Source organism: Synechococcus sp. A15-62, from assembly GCF_014280075.1.
Classification (GTDB): Bacteria; Cyanobacteriota; Cyanobacteriia; order PCC-6307; family Cyanobiaceae; genus Parasynechococcus.
In genome coordinates this window covers 830,984-846,615 of the sequence record NZ_CP047950.1, presented here as the reverse complement: position 1 = coordinate 846,615, position 15,632 = coordinate 830,984, and the positions used below count along the sequence as shown (strand labels likewise).

The following is a 15,632-nucleotide window of genomic DNA, read 5'->3' as shown; positions in this document are numbered from 1 at the left end:
ATCAGTTGGCGTACCAGAAGGCACAGCGATGGCCCTGGGGCTCGAGATCCCAGCCCTGGCCCTGGTAGAAGCTGACGACGCCCGGATCCGCGAACAGGCTGACCCGCTCGGTTCCCATCTGATCGAGGGCCTCGAGGATGTAGGCCATCAGCTGCTTGCCCAGACCATTTCCTTGATACAGGGGGTGCACAGCCACGTCCCAGACCGTGGCTTCAAACACACCATCGCCGGTGCAGCGCGCAAAACCCACCAAACGGGGAACCCTAGGGTCGTGCCGCCAGAGCCCAACTTTGAGCAGGCTGTGGCTGAGGGCTTTGCGCACCCGGCGAATCGGGCGGCGACTCCAGCCCACGGCTTCCAGCAACTGCTCAAGCTCCACCAGATCGAAGGGGTACTCCTGGCTGAACACCAAGGTGATCTGATCATTGGCACATGGGCAAAGGCGCGCCCCCTTGCCGTACTGCTCCAACAGCGGCTCAGCTGGCATGGGCAGAGGAGCGATCACAGACGCGCCAACCCCCGTTCCTGCAGCTCGGCGAGCTGGGCATAAAGCCCACCGCGGGCTCTGAGCTGTTGATGGGTGCCCTGTTCAATCAGTTCACCGCGGCGCAGCACAAGGATGCGATCCGAGGCCTCCACCGTGGCCAGGCGGTGGGCGATGACAATGGCGGTGCGCTTTTGCAGGACCCGGTCGAGATCAGCTTGGAGCGTCGCCTCCGTTGAAGGGTCCATAAAGGCGGTGGCTTCATCCATCACCAACACCGTTGGCTGGCGGATCGCCACCCGGGCCACCGCCAGCAGTTGGCGTTCACCTGAGGAGAGGTTGCCTCCCCGCTCGCGCAGCTCCGTCTCCAGACCCCTGGGAAGCTTCGAGAGCAGCTCGTTGAGGCCTAGCTCAGCACAGACCTGAGCCAACTCACCGTCGCTCACCGAAGCACTGAGCCGGAGATTGTCGGCCACATTGCCGCTGAACAGAAACGTGTCCTGAAGCACGACGCCCAGCTCACGCCGGAGATCCGCCATGGGGATCGTGCGGATGTCACGTCCATCGAGAAGGATGCGTCCCTGCTGGGGTTCATAAAGGCGGCAGAGCAAGCGGATGATCGTGCTCTTGCCGGAACCCGTGGGGCCCACCAACGCCACATGCTCGCCGGGGGCGATGCGGAACGACAGGTTGCGGAGGATCGGATCGTCCGGCCGGTAGGCAAAGCTCACGTTCTCGAAGATCACCTCGCCGCCTCCGCCGCTCAGGTGAGGAAGGACATCCTTGGCCTCGGCAATCTCGAGGGGCTCCTCCATCAATTCACCAATGCGTTCGACGGCCGTCAGCCCACCCTGAATCTGGGTGAAACGCTCGGCCAGCTGACGCAGAGGGTCGAACAGACGCTGCGAGGCCAGGATGAAGGTGGTGAGAGTGCCCAGGCCCATCGCACCATTGGTCACCATCAAGCCGCCAAGGGCCAGAACCAGGGCAATGGCGGCCAGAGCCACCCATTCCAAGAAGGCTGAAATGCTGCTGTCGTAAAAGATCGTGCCGTTCACAGCGCTGCGGTAGTCCCTGCCGGTACGCAGGAAGCGGGCGCTGTTGACCGTTTCACGGCCGTACATCTGCACCACCTCAAGGCCCTGGAGGTTTTCCTGGAAATCAGCATTGAGCTGGGAGAGCTCTTCACGCACGCGGTAGTTGGACTTCCGGTAACGACGCTGCAGCCAAAGCACGGCCAAGGTGACGGGCACCTGCGTGAACAACAGCAGCAGCCCCAGCCTCCACTCGATGAACAGCATCGTTGAGGCCAGTACCAGCAGGCTCACCAGATCATTGAGCACTCCAACAGCACCACTGCCAAACACCTCAGAGAGGGCATCCACATCGCTGGTGAGCCGTGTGAGCAACTTGCCCACCGGCATGCGGTCGTGGAAACGCAGGGACAGCGATAACGCATGTTCAAACAGGTCGTCGCGGATGCGCGCAGTGAGCCGTTGTCCGACGGCCAGGATGCTGAATTGCTGTACGCCCTGCAGGCCGAACCGCAGCAACACCGAGCCGAAGTAGAGCCAGATGATCACGCGGATCGAAGCGGACAGGCTCAACCCCGACAACCAGGGAAGACTGGGCTCTCCACGCAGAACGCTGACAGCCTGGCCCAACAGAACGGGCTGGAGTGCTCCCGCAAAGGCCAAAGGAAGCAGGAGCAGGAGGGCAACCAGAAGCCGCCGGCGATCCCGCACGAGGTATCGGCCCAGACGACGGACCCGGCGCCAGTCCGCGACGGCTCCCATCAGCTGGAGCTCCCGACAAGTGTTGCTGCGCGGATCGCATCGACGATGGAGGCCAAGGGGCCGTGATCGAGGCGAACGGACAGGGGGTGCCCCACCAGTCGTGCTGTGGAGTGAAAAAGGTCTTCGATGGCGATCAGGCCGTTCTCCCGCAGGGTGCGACCGGTGGCCACCAGGTCGACAATCGCTTCCGACATTCCGGTGATTGGCCCCAGCTCCACGGAGCCATTGAGGTGAACCAACTCAACGGGAAGGTCGAGGGCATCGAAATATTCCCTGGCGCAGTGGGTGAATTTGCTGGCAACACGGCAGTGGGCGGGCAGATCAGCGGCACGGGTGTAACCACTGCTCTCCTGAACCGCCACAGCCATGCGGCAACCACCAAAGCCCAGGTCCACCAGTTGGGCGACGGGGAGTTGATGCTCCTTGAGCACGTCGAAGCCCACAACCCCCAGCTGGGCCTGGCCGTAGGCCACATAGGTGGGCACATCACCGTTGCGAACCAGCAGGGCCCGGGCGCGTCCGCAAGGGGTGGGCACCATCAGCTGACGGTTGTCCTTGTCCAATACAGCTGAAAAATCAAGCCCCGCCGCCGCAAAGCGGGCCACCGAATCTTTGAGCAGCGCTCCTTTGGCCAACGCGACAGTGATCATGGGTCGAGCGCTGACCGGTTAACCAGGCAGGACTTTAACGATGCATTCCTCACTTCATGCCTTGCCGGTGCTTCAGGACAACGTGATCTGGATCTGGGTGAGGGGCGCGGAGGCCGTGGTGATCGACCCCGCTGTTGCGCCACCGGTGCGGGCGTGGCTGGAGGAACGGCAGTTGAGCCTGGCGGCCGTTCTGCAGACCCATCACCATGCCGACCACATCGGCGGCACACCGGAGTTGCTGCAACGCTGGCCGGAAGCACAGGTGATTGCCTCCGCGGATGACCGGGAGCGGATTCCGTTCCAGACCATGCCGGTGCGGGGTGGAGACCACGTCACAGTTCTTGGAGAAACGGTGGAAGTGCTGGATGTGGCGGCCCACACCAGGACCCACATCGCTTTCTTCCTTCCGAACCCTGAGGGTGCCGAGATCGGGCCCCTGTTGTTCTGCGGGGACACCCTGTTCAGCGGGGGCTGCGGCCGGCTGTTTGAAGGCAGCGCTGAACAGATGCATCAGGCCCTGCAGAACCTGGCCGAACTTCCCGAGGCCACCCAGGTGTGTTGTGCCCACGAGTACACCGAGGCCAACCTGCAATGGGCCGTGGCACAACAGCCAAACAACACGGTGCTGGTTGAGCGCTACCGGGAGGTGCGAAGTCTCCGCGCCAAAGGCAAGCTCAGCCTGCCCAGCAGCATTGGGGTGGAGCGCCGCACCAACCTGTTCATGCAGGCCAGCTCAGCCGCCGAATTAGGCGTTCTGCGCTCACACAAGGATCAGTGGCGACCGGTGTGATCGATAGCGAAGAACGGGATCACCAACGGCGATGATCGAGGTGAGTGCTGTTCAGAACCACCCCATGAGCGCCAAGGCCATCACCACACAAGACGCCCCTGCACCGGTTGGGCCCTACAACCAGGCGGTGCTTGCCGGCGAATGGCTCTATTGCTCCGGACAGATTCCACTGGATCCAACAACCGGCGAGATGGTGGGGAATGGTGATGTGGCGGCGGAAACGCATCAGGTGCTGAAAAACCTCTGTGCTGTGTTGAAAGAAGCTGGCGCCACGCCTGCTCAGGTGGTGCGCACCACGGTGTTCCTGGCGGACCTGGGCGATTTCCAAACAGTCAATGGCATCTATGCCGAGGTGTTTGGTGAGGGGGTCAGCCCAGCTCGCGCCTGCGTTCAGGTGGCAGCTCTTCCCAAGGGAGCACGGGTGGAAATCGACTGCGTCGCCTGGCTCGGCAGCTGAGCCTGCCCCGCGGGGGCATAGGTTGGAACTGGCTTCAGTGGTCCTATGCCTCAGGCAAAACTCACCATCGGTGAATTAGAGGCGGGCTATCCGATGTATTGCAAGGCGCTGCGGCGTCTCCTCCAGCAGGGAAAAACCGTTCAGGACATTGAGCGCACGGTTTGCTGGGGACATCTGGAAACGCTGAACCGCTGCCTGCCCACCCGCTACAAATCGCCCTCATACCTGCTGGCCCTGATCCGCCGCGACATAGAAAACCCAAAAGAGGATTGAGACCGGTTGTCTCAGCGTTTTCCCAGCGTTCTCGTGGCAAACGCTTCAATTTGAACTGAAAGAAAGGGTTAAAGCACGATAAGAAGCAAGGTCCTGGTATGACCCGCTGTATTTTTCGTAAGCCCAAAAGGCGGCTCAAGCTGAGCCAGGGGCTTGGAGTAATCACTGTGATGCTTGGAGCGGCCCTGTGCCTGGAGCTGCGGCCACAGCTGAACCAGGACCCGTCAACACTCAAGGGGACGTCCTTGCTCAGGGAAAGCGGGACAATGCAGGGATGGACATCGAACAGCTGGAGCAGCTCGTTGCGGTAATCGTTACAGCAGGGCTGGTGGCCGGAAATTTCCTGTTGTTCACCCCTTGGCGTAATGGAGAAGATCCAAGGCATCGACAACCTGAGAGCTTGATGCCTCAAAACGAATCGGTTCACCAATCCGAACTCAGCTCTTTCAAAGAATCATTCATCAGGCTGATGGCGAACAGATCCTGATCAATGCAGGCCCAAGAGTTGTTGATTAAGGAGAGAAAGAATGAGATAAATACTTTTCCCAATTAGAATAGTTTGCTAATTTCAAGCAGCAGCAGTCAGGAAAGATCGACAGCCAATTCCTACTTATCATGCTAGAGATAATGCAATTATTGCTTCAGTGGAGAAAGCGGAAGCGGTGGCAGGACGACTGGTTGCGTCATCCCAAAGAGACATGAATCGAGCTGGCGCAACTGCTCATCATGTTCGCTGAGGGCTGATGGATGCGAATGATTGAAAAGGACACTGTCTACATTTCCATCATCCAAGCCATTGACACCAAAACGCCATGCGACATCTGAGGCAAAGCTTGTGTCAAGGGATTCGTCGTAGGAAAGGCTATCGCTGATCGTTAACACCTTGTTTTCATCAGAAAGCCAACCAAAGCCCCCAGAACCAGCATTGGCAACCTGCAATGCGCATTGGTCAGCGAAAGTTGTACTGACCACATCCTTGAGACTGATGTTCATGACATCACCAAGATCTTCGGCAGTGCCGTACTGAGCCTTTGCGGGCAACGGGACGATGGAGATCGCTGTCGCCAGCTGTCCGATCGAGAGTCGGTGGAGCATCGGACAGGTACGACTCCGTGAATGATGCCGTCAATGCCCTCGATCGTCGCGAGGTGGTGCCCCCTGCTGCAGCTGCTCCACCGCATCCCTCATTTGAGGGAGATAAGCCGTCGCAAAGATTACCCATTTGGGGGATGTCGCCAGGCTCAAGCGATGGACACCACCACCCTGAACCCCAAGGGAAAGGTGGGTCGTGATGAGAACAGCATGCTGCGCTCTTGCGTTTCGCCTCTCAGCCAATCAACAGATTCACCTGCGCATGGGCCGGGCGTGATGCCCCGGCTTTTTTCTGCCTCTGCTCAAGCAAAAACCCCGCCATTGCTGACGGGGAAATTGTTCCGTTGGAAGATGAATCACTCGCAGTTTCACCAATTCACAAAGCCACGCCGACCGCCACCGTTGCCCCAGGCACCGCTTCCGTTGCGCCAGCCGCCACCGTTACCCCATCCACCTCCATAGCGGGCATTCGCGAAGCCACCACCTCCTCCACCGCCGTTAGCCCAGCCACGTCCGCGACCGTTCCCCCAAGCAGCGAACTCCAAAGATTGGTGCAGCTTTGACTTCAACAGATTCGACCAGCCTTCGTCACTCCGTGCAGCAGCAATGCGTTCTTCAACGCTGTTGTCAGCTTTTTGGATGGAATATGTACCAGCCTCAGTGGCACCAACACTGCTCCACGTGCTGAGGAGGACCAGAGTTCCAAGAAGGGTGGTTGGCTTCATTCGCCGAATTGAGCAGCTGAACTTCTGAAGGTTTAGCCACGATGGAAGCGGCGAGTCATCGGTGAGTCATGACTGCAGAAATTTTTTCCCGCTCTGCTCAGACAATAAAAAACCCAGGAGGGAAGAGAAGGTCTCCTGGGTCTGGTTCCGTGTGTGCCCTCGAGCCCTGCCAGTTAAACGGTATCCCTCTGATTTGTTCTGAGGCTCTGCTGAGAGTTTCCAAGCACGGCACAAGCACTAAGCCTTGTTCTTCTTGAGCTTCTCGAAGGCAGCCATCACGTTTGCCCTGGCTACCGCTTGAGACTCTCCGGTGTTCTGCATCCGTCTATCGACGAGCTTTTCTACAAGCTTCTGAGTGGACTCCATTCAGCGGTGAACCAGGAACGCCAGGACGTAGCCGATCACCAGACCTTTGCCAAAAGTGATCCAGAGCATTTGGTATTTGCTCAAACCAAAGCGTTGCCTGATCCGTTTGATGAACGTTTTGTGCCAAATCAGGGGAGTGAAGGCCTGCTGGACCTTCTTCACCTTGCTGGCCTTCTTGGATTTCTTGCCCATACATCCATCCTGCCCTCAACCAGCCTCAGAAGCCCAGCCCATCCATTGACCACATCACTCCAACTGGGCATGTTGACCCTGAGTCATCTCAGTTGATGATCAGACACTTTCTAAGAGCTCTGCCTTTTGCAATCCTCGTTGGGGTCCTCTTCAGCGTTGAAGCACGCATGGGCCGCAATGACGAAGGCACCTTTTGGATCTACTCCTGCAGCTTCCATGCTGGAGCGTCTGTCGGCTCTGAAGGATTCAAGCGTTGGGCATGGAGTCAAGAGCCAGACCCCCTCATTGGCAGTGAGGCCGCCTTTGGGAACAAGGCAATGGGATGCAAGTAACGATCCGCCCAGGTTGATGACAAGAGCTTGCAACCCACCATGTCGTGGCAAGTCTGATCAACGCCATAGATGGAGTGCTGGCAAGCCAGCGTAAGAACGCGCATTAAAAAACCCAGTCCGGGACTGGGCTCTTTTGGAATGGAGCCAAGGAGACTCGAACTCCTGACCCCCTGCATGCCATGCAGCCAGCTTAGTTTTCGAGATGCCTTGAGAATACTAGAGACACCTGTTGCTGTCACTGCTTTCTGAGCGACTCTCTGTCTCATACTCACAACCAGTCATGACTAGTCAGAAGCAAATCCCCCTAGACAACCCCCTAAACTAGGGGGAACAGTTGACCCCCTGCCCAGCAAGCAGGTCTCTAACAGCAATCCGCATGTCTATTTCGATCATCTCGCTATGTGTTGCGGGCATCTTGTTCTGGAAACTCAAGCAAGCCAAAGCGGATTACGACCAGGCGATCTTTTCGGCTTACAGGCTGCTCATGCTCTCCAACAACGGCGGAGAGCTACATGAACAGATGGAGAGTTGGACACGAATGGGGCTAACAATGGCTGCCTCTGGCGAAACCATTTCTGAGGGGAACAAAAGAGTCATGAAGATCAACACGGCAATCCTCAAGGGACTCAATGGAAAGGATTGGTTGGTGGCAAGCGAGGAATATCGAAATTCGCTTTAAAAGTGCTGAGATCTTTAATGCCGAAGACTGACTGGATTACGGACGTTCGTTCCGTGCTGCGGCGTGAGCATGGAAAGGGGTGGCTGATCGAGCAGCAGTCCGGTCGCATCAAGATCTGCCGTGCTGTTCCTGGTCAGCGGAGACAGGCAATAACCACAAATCTGAGTTGGGCACCCAGCTCAGCAACCAAGCTCACATCTCTGGTTGGCGAAATTCGCGACCGGATGGAGTCGTTGAACCTGGGGCTGGCGGAGTCATACAAGCTCCTGGTTGATGTACCGGAGACCTCTGTTCAAGGACAGTTGGACTGGGTTGAGGTCGCCAAGCGTTATGAGCAGTGGCGTCTCAGCGGTGTGCCCAAACAGTCCACCTATGACAGAGACGAGCGCCCCCACATCAACAACGCTCTGAAGCTGCTGTCACTGCCAAAACGAGCGCCGCATGATGGTCGCTCTCTGATGAAGGACTACGCGCTCAAGTTTTTTGGGAACTGCCCTGCCGGTGGCGTTGGCCGTAAACGGCACTTGCTGTCGATCGAGCGATTTCTGAATTTCGCGGTCAAGCGTTGCGGTGCAGCTCAACAGTGGTTGCCACCCGACAAGGAAGACATCGATGAGCTGAAGGGTGAGCGTGAGCTTGTTGTTGAACAGACCGTTCCTCTCATGCCAGAGCAGCTTCATTCGCTGCTGGTGTCCTTGGACAGCAAACCAGAGGTGCGGTTAGCGGTTGCACTGGTTGGGCTGTACGGCCTCCGACCCTCTGAACTGCAAACGCTGTCGTTCGATAAAGGTGATCTCTACGTTGCGCCGACCAAACGCAACAAGGCCACAGCAAAGGCACCACGCAAACCACGGTTGGCGCTGCCGTTGGATTTGGTTGAGATGCCTGGCGAGGGTGCCCGTTGCGTTGAATTGTGGAGGTCGGGATTGGTCAAACTCCCCGCCGCCATCGTCAACGCCAAAGACTTCAAAGGCGCTGGTAATGCCTTTGCAACATGTCTTGCTCGACATGACTACTGGAACTCGCTGAAGGCCAGCACAAAGGGTCTGGTGCCCTACTCACTGAGACATGGATACGCGTGGCGGGCCGTCAAATACGAGCACTATCGAGAGCCAGTGCCGATTCGAGATCTTGCGTCGTACATGGGGCATGACCCCAAGACGCATATGAAGCACTACGGCTCTTGGACTGACGACGAACAGAAGAAGAAGTCACACCTCCGAACGGTTGGCAACCTTTTCTCGCCAGTCGGGACCGAACTCTGATGCGAGGTCCTGCTCTAACGATTTCAAATAGCGCTTCCGTTGACCTGACTCTCTACCGATCCAGACCGGAATCTCTTTTGGGGTTTCACTCATACGTGGAACCTTCCCACAACGAGGTGCTGGCGTGTTGTTCATGGTTGATGTTGCTTTACATAGAGGCAGTTGATCGATATGCCAACCGGCGCGGATTCTTGTCTCTACTTCTTCAATGTCGTGACAAAAAACCATCGTTCATGAGAACTAAGCAGCAAACTGATCTTCGTAGTCAGAAAGCTGCATTTCTAACTCCCTTATTTTACTCAAGAGAGTCCCAAAACGAATGTCAGATCCCTGAGAAGTGGGACCTATCAGATCACGAGCAAGCATTAATCGATGGATCTCGATCTCTTCCTCTAGAGAATCACGGTACGAATTTCCCACAACTCACTCGAAATAATCGGAGGTTCCAACAACCTTGCACGAATTTCAAGACCACTGTGGTTAAAGCAGGAAAATGTCCGGGACTCAACAACACAAACTGTGGCGAGAGTTACACATCAATCGGAGCACCGGCCTCAAGCCTCTCCAGTTGCTGCTTCAACTCAGCCATCTGCTCTTGCTGCGATTGGTCGATCAGATGTGTTGCAACCGTCTGGAACACCAGAGCCATCGCGTTAACCCGCGAATACGGCTTGTTCCGGCTGTCCATGGCTAGCGAGATCAATTCCTTCGCCAGCAGTGGTGTTGCATCAACCAGCGTTGCTGTGGCGCCAGCGAGCTTGTCGCGCACCATCTCGTTCAACGTGTCGCGAACAATGGCGTGCTTGCGCCATTCCCTCAATGAGGTGACAGCAACACCAGCAATCTCAGCCGATTGCTTCCAAGAGTTACCAGCAGCACGAGCTTCCAACGCAATCATCACTGGCGCTGGAATGCCTTCGCTGTCCAAGACCAGCTCTCGTGTTGGTCGCCCTACTGGTGCTGGTTGCTCTGTCATTCCTGCACTGCCCCGCCGTAACGCCTGCGATTCGCTGCAATCTGATCTGGGGTCAAAGCAGGGGCATGACCAAGACGTTCAAGCAGTCCCATCTCGCTGTAACGGGCATAGCGCTGCCGCTCTGCTTAGTAGTTCTGGCGTGATGCAAGCGCTTGATCGGCAATGCGCTGATCCGTCTGGAGCTGTTGAAGTCGCTCACAGTATTGAGCTTGCTCTTCAAGACCAGAAGCACGAAGCGCAGCAGCGTCGCCAGGTTGCAGCTGTCCTGAGTTCAAACGGACAGACACATCAGCAGGCAGCCGAACCTCACTGGAGCCTGCAAACAGCGCTGTGTAGAGCTGTGGATGCGTTGCTTGCATCGCCATCTGAGCAGTCATCGTCAACTCACTCAGATTCCGTGGCACCGGGGGACAAGGGATGCCCTTCATCTCCTTTTCCCACCAGTTTGCGAACGCGACTTCGTTGCTCATCGGTACCTCAAGATGTTGGATTTAGGTGGACGGCGCTGGTGCAGTTCTTTTATCCCTGGGCAACGTTGGTCTCTCAGTTGCTCGGGGGTCTTTCCAGTCATCCTGTATTGCTTAAAAGCCCAAAGAGACCAGGCTTCAGCTTGACGACCGCTGTACGGGAACAGCATCTCAGCAGCACGATTACAGCGGCCCATGAGCCCCCAATCTTCCTTGCTGAGTTGCCAATCGCTGTCCAAGAACAGTAATAAGAACTTACCTTTATTTTACGCTCTTTTATGTCATTATGTCAGTAGTGCGTCGTGCGGTCGCACTGGTTGATAGCCGTGGCGAAAAGGTCCCTTCAGCCATGGCTTCAACTTCCCTCTTAAAGTACTACTTGACAGTTACTAACCACCGTATGTATGTTGTCTAAGTAAGTTCCCCGCGCTGGGATTGCATAAGAAAAACTTGCAACCCTACCCCCTACTATTGGACTTACTGATAACAACAATACTGATGATTACAGATACATTCCATCAGTATCTGCGAAGACAGTAATTGTCATAATGATTGCGATTTTTGATAAAAGATACTGTCAGTGATTCAGGTGTAGTTGCTGTTCAAGTACAGATCTCGTCCTCTACGGTAAGGAAGAGGACATCGCACTCTGTGACTAGCCTCAACCGCACCTTGAAAATCACAAATGAAGATCAATCGCTTCAATCGAGCGAGGGTCTTGACCACTGCTGAGCTTGATGCGTTGCACGCTCATCTGCCTGGTCCACATGCTGTCTTGGCTTCTTTGCTTAGACGCACTGGTGCCAGGGTTTCAGAAGGCTTGCAGCTCAAGTGGAAGTACGTAACACCCAGCTCAATTGTCCTGATCGCTCCGACTGTTAAAGGCAAAACCAAGACGCGAGCGATCCCACTTCATCCGTTGCTTGCTGAAGAGCTTGATGCTTGGAAGCTTGTTGTCAATCCAGATAACAATCCAGAGCAATGGGTGTTTCCAGGTCGTCATGCTTCTACGCATCTGACGAGACGTGGATTTGACCACGCGCTGCGGAAGGCTGTCGAAGAACTTGGGTTGCAGGGAACTTCAACTCACAGCTTCAGAAGATCATTCCTGACCAGTTGCAGTCAGAACGGTGTGCCGCTGCGGAATATCCAATCAATCTCAGGGCATTCCAATCTTCAGGTTTTGGCAAATTACATTGAAGTCTCTGACTCCGATAAGAGCGCTTGCGTTCTTGCCGGTGCATGAACGACTTCTATGAATGGGCGCATAGACCACACAATCTGTGGCTTGCTCTGGTTATGGTCCCCCACTCAGGCTCCATACCAATGCCAGAAACAGCCAAGAAAGACGAAGAGTCAGAAGCTAAGGCTCAACTTGAGCGCTTGGTGAAAGACGGAGAGCAGATCGCTAAAGAGCAGCCACCCTTTATTCCTCAACGGCGTAGAGGCGGAGCACTTAGCGACTAATCAAGGCGCTCGATCATGATTCGCAACTGCCAAGGCTTTGGGTCTGGCGGTACGTCACCCTCATGCCAGACAGCAATGTCTATCTGAGGTAGTGACACAGACCGGCACAACCTATTCACACGAGCCGTGAGCCGTTCAATGTCGCTATGACGGGCCATCGGTTTTTTTTCTCCAGAAAATCGGCGCTTTAAGAACGTGAAAAATTCCTGTCTATGACTGGGTTTATACGTCCCAAGCTGACCCCATAGCAACATTGTTGAAGTCATCTTCCGCCAGGAAGAGGGGTGAATCTTCCTCTGGCACAGGTGGCACAGGTGTTTTGCCCATCAAGGCGGCAGCAGGTGCTGGCGTGTTTATGGGTGGTGAGTCTTTTAAAGAAGATCCACTAGTGCCATGTGCCAAATCGCTCAAATCCGTTGCCACTGCTGCGGTTAGAGCTGGCGCACGGTTACTAGAAACACCTGTGTCACTTGTGTCAGGTGGATGCCACCAACGACGACGCTTTCCGTTTTTACGAACTGGATGCTTGTCCTGGGTACAACCCAAACGGCGAAGGATTTTTCCAACCTCAACGCTGTCCTTGTACGGCAACGCTGAATAGGAGTAGTCCCACCCAACGGGCGAAGTACCCATGGCACCAGACATGTTCAACGCTGCTTCAGCGGAGAACGATTTGATGTGAGCCGGAAGGTTATGCAACAGGTCAGCGAGATAGTCCTCCCACGGGTGGTTGCGCTCGAAACCAAGGTTGCGTCGATTGGATTCGTTCTGGTGTTCCCGGGATAAAACCGGTTGCTCACCAGTTCGGTAGGCAAGAACAGCAGCCTTCAAGATCGCATCACGGTTATCCCGTATGCGGTCGGTGTCGATAACAAACCCTTCTTCTGCATCATGCGGAAGATCGACAACCCAGAACCGAGACGCCCCTGTTTCATCGCAGAGGAAATCGTCTCTGTTTGAGCTGCCGACACAAATGCTCTGACGGCGAAACGTGTCATGCGCTCTGCCGTACGGAACACGAATATCGTCTTTCGGAGAGGACAGGTCGTTTTTCAACGCACCTGCATCCTTCTTGTTGGTGATGCTGTCCAACTCAGCCAACTCATAAAACCAGCAACCGTGAAGAGCGAGGAGAAAATCCTCGTGCTTATCCTGCGCTGTATCTGTCACCCAATCCGGGCTTGCCAGATATTTGAAGCTGGACGACTTTCTAATGTCCTGCCCGCCTTTAAAAACAAGGCAGGTACGGAACATGCACCCAGGTTCATAGATCCGTTTAACGGCACCGATGAGCGTCTTACGCAGCATCGCGTCGTACAGCGGATCAACGGTATCCCAAAACGCCGTTGCTATCTGGTCAAGATCAGCGGCAACGATGCTGTCGTCTGACGCAATGCGATCCAAGTATTCACGGACAGGGTGAAACGAGTGCGCCATTGCAGCTGCTTTGGCGGCATCAATCGCCTTGTCCTTGGAGATGGTGTAACCGCGTTGCGATAGATGGCAGTAGAGGTTCTCAAGCTCAAAGACTGGAATCGGCTTGCCATCAAGCTCAATCTTTTTAGTCATGAGGTTGAAGCGCCAACGCTTGCGGAGCGCACCGCTTAGAAGGGTGATCAAATCACCCACCTCAAGGCGGTAGCGCTCTTCCTCCTTGTCATCAAGCCAACCTGGCGGCAGTTGGTCAGCGAGTACGAGATCAGTTGCCATTGGCGTAACCCCGCAACATGGCTTTGATCTGCTGGTAACGATTGGGGTTGTCCTTCACAAAAGTGAGGAACTCACCCCAACCACTGGAACTGACACGGCTAAACGCCCAATCAGTGCCGGGCACCAGTTCACCTGGTTCAAGGTTTGTTGGCGGACTAAACGTCTGACCTAAGAAGCAACGCAGCGTTTCACCATCGCGGTGAAGCTGACAGAGAGGGTTGTCGTTAGGGCCACGACCACAGATTGGGCAATGTTCAATCCGTTGCCAGTCACGACTAGCGAAGCTACTGGCGCTGACAGTTTTGTTAGCTCCTGCTGCTGGTCGTGGATAGTCCCGCGATAACTCAAGAACGTGCTCCCACCATTCCTCTGGTGGTGCAGACAGCGCTTCAGGTCCAAAACCAACGGGCCAGAAATAATGTCCACCACTTGAAGGGTGAGCACCCGCAACGATCACTTGTCGTCCTGGGTGGCAGAAGATTTCTTCCGCCTCACCTTTGGAGACAACAGCACCCTTTTCGTAAGGGTGACGAACGCTGCTAGCTGGCCGCGTATTAAAGCTGTGAGTGATCTGACCGTTAGGAAGCTGCGCCAACTGCTCTTTGCTGGGCAGGAACAGCAGCTTGTAGCGGTGAGGATCAGTAGTCCTGTTGATGCGCCAGGTGTTGACGTAATCAGGATCGCGGTCGTTTAAGACTGCGTGCTGAGTAGCCGTCTCACCATCAAAGTCGAAGCACAGCAAAGGCTGAGTGACGACACCAACGGACATTGCTTGAGGGAACTGTTTTTGCAGTTCTTGAACAGTGAAACCAGGGTGTTTAGGCCACTCTCTGATGAGCGGTTTTTTACCATCCTTTTTGGAACCAGTTGGAATGAAGCGGACAAGATTTTCGAGCGGCTTTAACCGATCGAAAGTGTCCACTGACAGTGAACTACCAGGCAGCGATGCCATAATGACGATGACTCAATTCGGGGTCAGGTTTGCAGTGGTCGAGTTAGCGGCTCGGCCTTTTTACTTTTCTCCGGCGCACAAAAAGCTGGGGTCGTTTTCACTCTGCTGTACAGGCAAAGCGTGACTTTTTTTGTCTCCTTGTTGTGCTAAGAGTGCACTCTTGAATCGCACTTTTTGACCGCGATGGTGAAAAGCAGCACGACACTTCTCCACATCCCAGGTGATCGCAGCAGTAACGCTGGAACCAAGGTTGTAGTGAACGCCTGCTTCTAAAAATCCACCGTAAATATCGCGTTGTCGTTTCAGATGCTCAGGAGAGCAACCCAGCGCTTCAGATGCTGGGCGTGTTTTCAGCCATGTTGTGCTCATTGGAGGTCTCCGAAATATATCCTTCTGCAATGGCAAATTTACGGAACCATTTTGGAACGTATTGACCGCCAGAAAGCATTGCCTCCCTGAAGGCCAGATCGTTTAAGCCAAACTCAATCGCCGACTTCCAGCCCGACGCAGTTCTCGGAAAAGACTTTCTTAAAATCTCACCGTTATCAGCTACCACATTGATTTCAACAGGTCGCTCATCAGAAAGCATCGAATCTGGAATATTGATCGGCTGACCTTTCAACTCGCCAATACGCTTGGCCAGGTGCCGTTTCTTTGCCATCTAAGAAGGAAAGAACTTGTTAACAGCACCACTCATCTGTCACTGAAGGGGGTCATACTTCCGGTCGGACCGGTAGCAACGGTGGACGCGAGCCTTATTCGCGCGATCACCATGAATTGTGGTGACTACAACTTAAACACCACATCTAAAGCTGTCAATACCTAACAGCTTGTAAAAGTCGCTTCCGAGCTGTTTAGTCAGCAGGGCATTGGAGTTTGTCCATCACACGCAACCTATTTTCAGAAGAGTCCCAACGAAGGCCTAATCCTGCGGTACAACTAAAAAGGTAAGGCCCACC

General features: G+C 55.1%; 19 protein-coding genes. 8 read left to right on the top strand and 11 right to left on the bottom strand.

The window, feature by feature from the left end:
- Position 1: 1 nt before the first annotated feature.
- The 3 genes from SynA1562_RS04660 to hisG are packed head-to-tail and all read right to left on the bottom strand — an operon-like array spanning position 2 to position 2,930.
- Positions 2–487, bottom strand: a complete 486-nt coding sequence (locus SynA1562_RS04660; protein ID WP_186494937.1) for a GNAT family N-acetyltransferase — start codon at positions 485–487, stop codon at positions 2–4.
- Positions 488–501: 14 nt separating this feature from the next.
- Complete coding sequence (locus SynA1562_RS04655; RefSeq protein WP_186494936.1) at positions 502–2,280, bottom strand: ABC transporter ATP-binding protein; 1,779 nt, start codon at positions 2,278–2,280, stop codon at positions 502–504.
- Positions 2,280–2,930 (bottom strand): ATP phosphoribosyltransferase, encoded by a 651-nt coding sequence (gene hisG / locus SynA1562_RS04650; protein ID WP_186494935.1) that lies wholly within the window; start codon positions 2,928–2,930, stop codon positions 2,280–2,282. The genes SynA1562_RS04655 and hisG overlap by 1 nt, the downstream gene beginning before the upstream one ends.
- Before the next feature lie 40 nt (positions 2,931–2,970).
- Here hisG and gloB point away from each other — a divergent pair, with 40 nt between their 5' ends.
- The 4 genes from gloB to SynA1562_RS04630 all read left to right on the top strand — a co-directional run bounded on the left by gloB (position 2,971) and on the right by SynA1562_RS04630 (position 4,937).
- Positions 2,971–3,720 (top strand): hydroxyacylglutathione hydrolase, encoded by a 750-nt coding sequence (gloB, locus tag SynA1562_RS04645; RefSeq protein WP_186494934.1) that lies wholly within the window; start codon positions 2,971–2,973, stop codon positions 3,718–3,720.
- Between the two features lie 31 nt (positions 3,721–3,751).
- The gene (locus tag SynA1562_RS04640) at positions 3,752–4,177 is read left to right on the top strand and encodes a RidA family protein (protein ID WP_370593258.1); all 426 of its coding nucleotides are present in this window, start codon (positions 3,752–3,754) and stop codon (positions 4,175–4,177) included.
- Between the two features lie 45 nt (positions 4,178–4,222).
- Positions 4,223–4,450: a DUF3136 domain-containing protein gene (locus SynA1562_RS04635; RefSeq protein WP_186494933.1), complete on the top strand. Its 228-nt coding sequence runs from the start codon at positions 4,223–4,225 to the stop codon at positions 4,448–4,450.
- 274 nt (positions 4,451–4,724) lie between these two features.
- A complete protein-coding gene (locus tag SynA1562_RS04630; protein WP_186494932.1) occupies positions 4,725–4,937 on the top strand; it encodes a hypothetical protein in 213 nt (70 codons plus the stop codon).
- A 146-nt stretch (positions 4,938–5,083) separates the two neighbouring features.
- On the opposite strand, the gene SynA1562_RS12975 is transcribed toward SynA1562_RS04630, so the two are convergent.
- Positions 5,084–5,545 (bottom strand): hypothetical protein, encoded by a 462-nt coding sequence (locus SynA1562_RS12975; RefSeq protein WP_255445735.1) that lies wholly within the window; start codon positions 5,543–5,545, stop codon positions 5,084–5,086.
- A 365-nt stretch (positions 5,546–5,910) separates the two neighbouring features.
- Complete coding sequence (grrA, locus tag SynA1562_RS13145; protein WP_186494931.1) at positions 5,911–6,267, bottom strand: GrrA/OscA1 family cyclophane-containing rSAM-modified RiPP; 357 nt, start codon at positions 6,265–6,267, stop codon at positions 5,911–5,913.
- Between the two features lie 372 nt (positions 6,268–6,639).
- On the opposite strand from grrA, the gene SynA1562_RS04615 reads away from it, so the two are divergent.
- The 3 genes from SynA1562_RS04615 to SynA1562_RS04605 all read left to right on the top strand — a co-directional run bounded on the left by SynA1562_RS04615 (position 6,640) and on the right by SynA1562_RS04605 (position 9,101).
- Positions 6,640–6,921 (top strand): hypothetical protein, encoded by a 282-nt coding sequence (locus SynA1562_RS04615; protein WP_186494930.1) that lies wholly within the window; start codon positions 6,640–6,642, stop codon positions 6,919–6,921.
- 612 nt (positions 6,922–7,533) lie between these two features.
- On the top strand, positions 7,534–7,836 hold the full coding sequence (locus SynA1562_RS04610) for a hypothetical protein (RefSeq protein WP_186494929.1): 303 nt from the start codon (positions 7,534–7,536) through the stop codon (positions 7,834–7,836).
- Positions 7,797–9,101 (top strand): hypothetical protein, encoded by a 1,305-nt coding sequence (locus SynA1562_RS04605; protein WP_186494928.1) that lies wholly within the window; start codon positions 7,797–7,799, stop codon positions 9,099–9,101. Before SynA1562_RS04610 ends, SynA1562_RS04605 begins: the two co-directional genes overlap by 40 nt.
- A gap of 529 nt (positions 9,102–9,630) precedes the next feature.
- Here the strand turns inward: SynA1562_RS04605 and SynA1562_RS04600 are convergent.
- A complete protein-coding gene (locus tag SynA1562_RS04600) occupies positions 9,631–10,077 on the bottom strand; it encodes a hypothetical protein (protein ID WP_186494927.1) in 447 nt (148 codons plus the stop codon).
- A gap of 125 nt (positions 10,078–10,202) precedes the next feature.
- Complete coding sequence (locus tag SynA1562_RS04595) at positions 10,203–10,460, bottom strand: hypothetical protein (RefSeq protein ID WP_186494926.1); 258 nt, start codon at positions 10,458–10,460, stop codon at positions 10,203–10,205.
- 802 nt (positions 10,461–11,262) lie between these two features.
- Between SynA1562_RS04595 and SynA1562_RS04590 the strand changes: the two genes are divergently transcribed.
- Entirely contained in the window at positions 11,263–11,790 is a 528-nt protein-coding gene (locus SynA1562_RS04590) for a site-specific integrase (RefSeq protein ID WP_255445733.1), read from the top strand.
- Between the two features lie 443 nt (positions 11,791–12,233).
- On the opposite strand, the gene SynA1562_RS04585 is transcribed toward SynA1562_RS04590, so the two are convergent.
- Genes SynA1562_RS04585 through SynA1562_RS04570 form a run of 4 tightly spaced genes read right to left on the bottom strand, consistent with a single transcriptional unit; the run spans position 12,234 to position 15,334 of the window.
- The gene (locus tag SynA1562_RS04585; protein ID WP_186494924.1) at positions 12,234–13,721 is read right to left on the bottom strand and encodes a VapE domain-containing protein; all 1,488 of its coding nucleotides are present in this window, start codon (positions 13,719–13,721) and stop codon (positions 12,234–12,236) included.
- Positions 13,711–14,673: a hypothetical protein gene (locus tag SynA1562_RS04580; RefSeq protein ID WP_186494923.1), complete on the bottom strand. Its 963-nt coding sequence runs from the start codon at positions 14,671–14,673 to the stop codon at positions 13,711–13,713. The genes SynA1562_RS04585 and SynA1562_RS04580 overlap by 11 nt, the downstream gene beginning before the upstream one ends.
- Before the next feature lie 60 nt (positions 14,674–14,733).
- Complete coding sequence (locus SynA1562_RS04575; RefSeq protein ID WP_255445732.1) at positions 14,734–15,042, bottom strand: hypothetical protein; 309 nt, start codon at positions 15,040–15,042, stop codon at positions 14,734–14,736.
- Positions 15,005–15,334 carry a hypothetical protein gene (locus SynA1562_RS04570; RefSeq protein WP_186494922.1) on the bottom strand — a complete coding sequence of 110 codons (330 nt, stop codon included), beginning with the start codon at positions 15,332–15,334 and terminating at the stop codon, positions 15,005–15,007. The genes SynA1562_RS04575 and SynA1562_RS04570 overlap by 38 nt, the downstream gene beginning before the upstream one ends.
- Positions 15,335–15,632 lie beyond the last annotated feature (298 nt).

Bases quoted from the DNA above. Each gene is read 5' to 3' on its own strand.
- grrA (WP_186494931.1), bottom strand. From the start codon at position 6,267: ATGAAGCCAACCACCCTTCTTGGAACTCTGGTCCTCCTCAGCACGTGG.
- SynA1562_RS04570 (WP_186494922.1), bottom strand. From the start codon at position 15,334: ATGGCAAAGAAACGGCACCTGGCCAAGCGTATTGGCGAGTTGAAAGGT.
- SynA1562_RS04635 (WP_186494933.1), top strand. From the start codon at position 4,223: ATGCCTCAGGCAAAACTCACCATCGGTGAATTAGAGGCGGGCTATCCG.
- gloB (WP_186494934.1), top strand. From the start codon at position 2,971: ATGCATTCCTCACTTCATGCCTTGCCGGTGCTTCAGGACAACGTGATC.
- SynA1562_RS04660 (WP_186494937.1), bottom strand. From the start codon at position 487: ATGCCAGCTGAGCCGCTGTTGGAGCAGTACGGCAAGGGGGCGCGCCTT.
- SynA1562_RS04655 (WP_186494936.1), bottom strand. From the start codon at position 2,280: ATGGGAGCCGTCGCGGACTGGCGCCGGGTCCGTCGTCTGGGCCGATAC.
- SynA1562_RS04610 (WP_186494929.1), top strand. From the start codon at position 7,534: ATGTCTATTTCGATCATCTCGCTATGTGTTGCGGGCATCTTGTTCTGG.
- SynA1562_RS04640 (WP_370593258.1), top strand. From the start codon at position 3,752: ATGATCGAGGTGAGTGCTGTTCAGAACCACCCCATGAGCGCCAAGGCC.
- hisG (WP_186494935.1), bottom strand. From the start codon at position 2,930: ATGATCACTGTCGCGTTGGCCAAAGGAGCGCTGCTCAAAGATTCGGTG.
- SynA1562_RS12975 (WP_255445735.1), bottom strand. From the start codon at position 5,545: ATGCTCCACCGACTCTCGATCGGACAGCTGGCGACAGCGATCTCCATC.
- SynA1562_RS04575 (WP_255445732.1), bottom strand. From the start codon at position 15,042: ATGAGCACAACATGGCTGAAAACACGCCCAGCATCTGAAGCGCTGGGT.
- SynA1562_RS04630 (WP_186494932.1), top strand. From the start codon at position 4,725: ATGGACATCGAACAGCTGGAGCAGCTCGTTGCGGTAATCGTTACAGCA.
- SynA1562_RS04585 (WP_186494924.1), bottom strand. From the start codon at position 13,721: ATGGCAACTGATCTCGTACTCGCTGACCAACTGCCGCCAGGTTGGCTT.
- SynA1562_RS04600 (WP_186494927.1), bottom strand. From the start codon at position 10,077: ATGACAGAGCAACCAGCACCAGTAGGGCGACCAACACGAGAGCTGGTC.
- SynA1562_RS04580 (WP_186494923.1), bottom strand. From the start codon at position 14,673: ATGGCATCGCTGCCTGGTAGTTCACTGTCAGTGGACACTTTCGATCGG.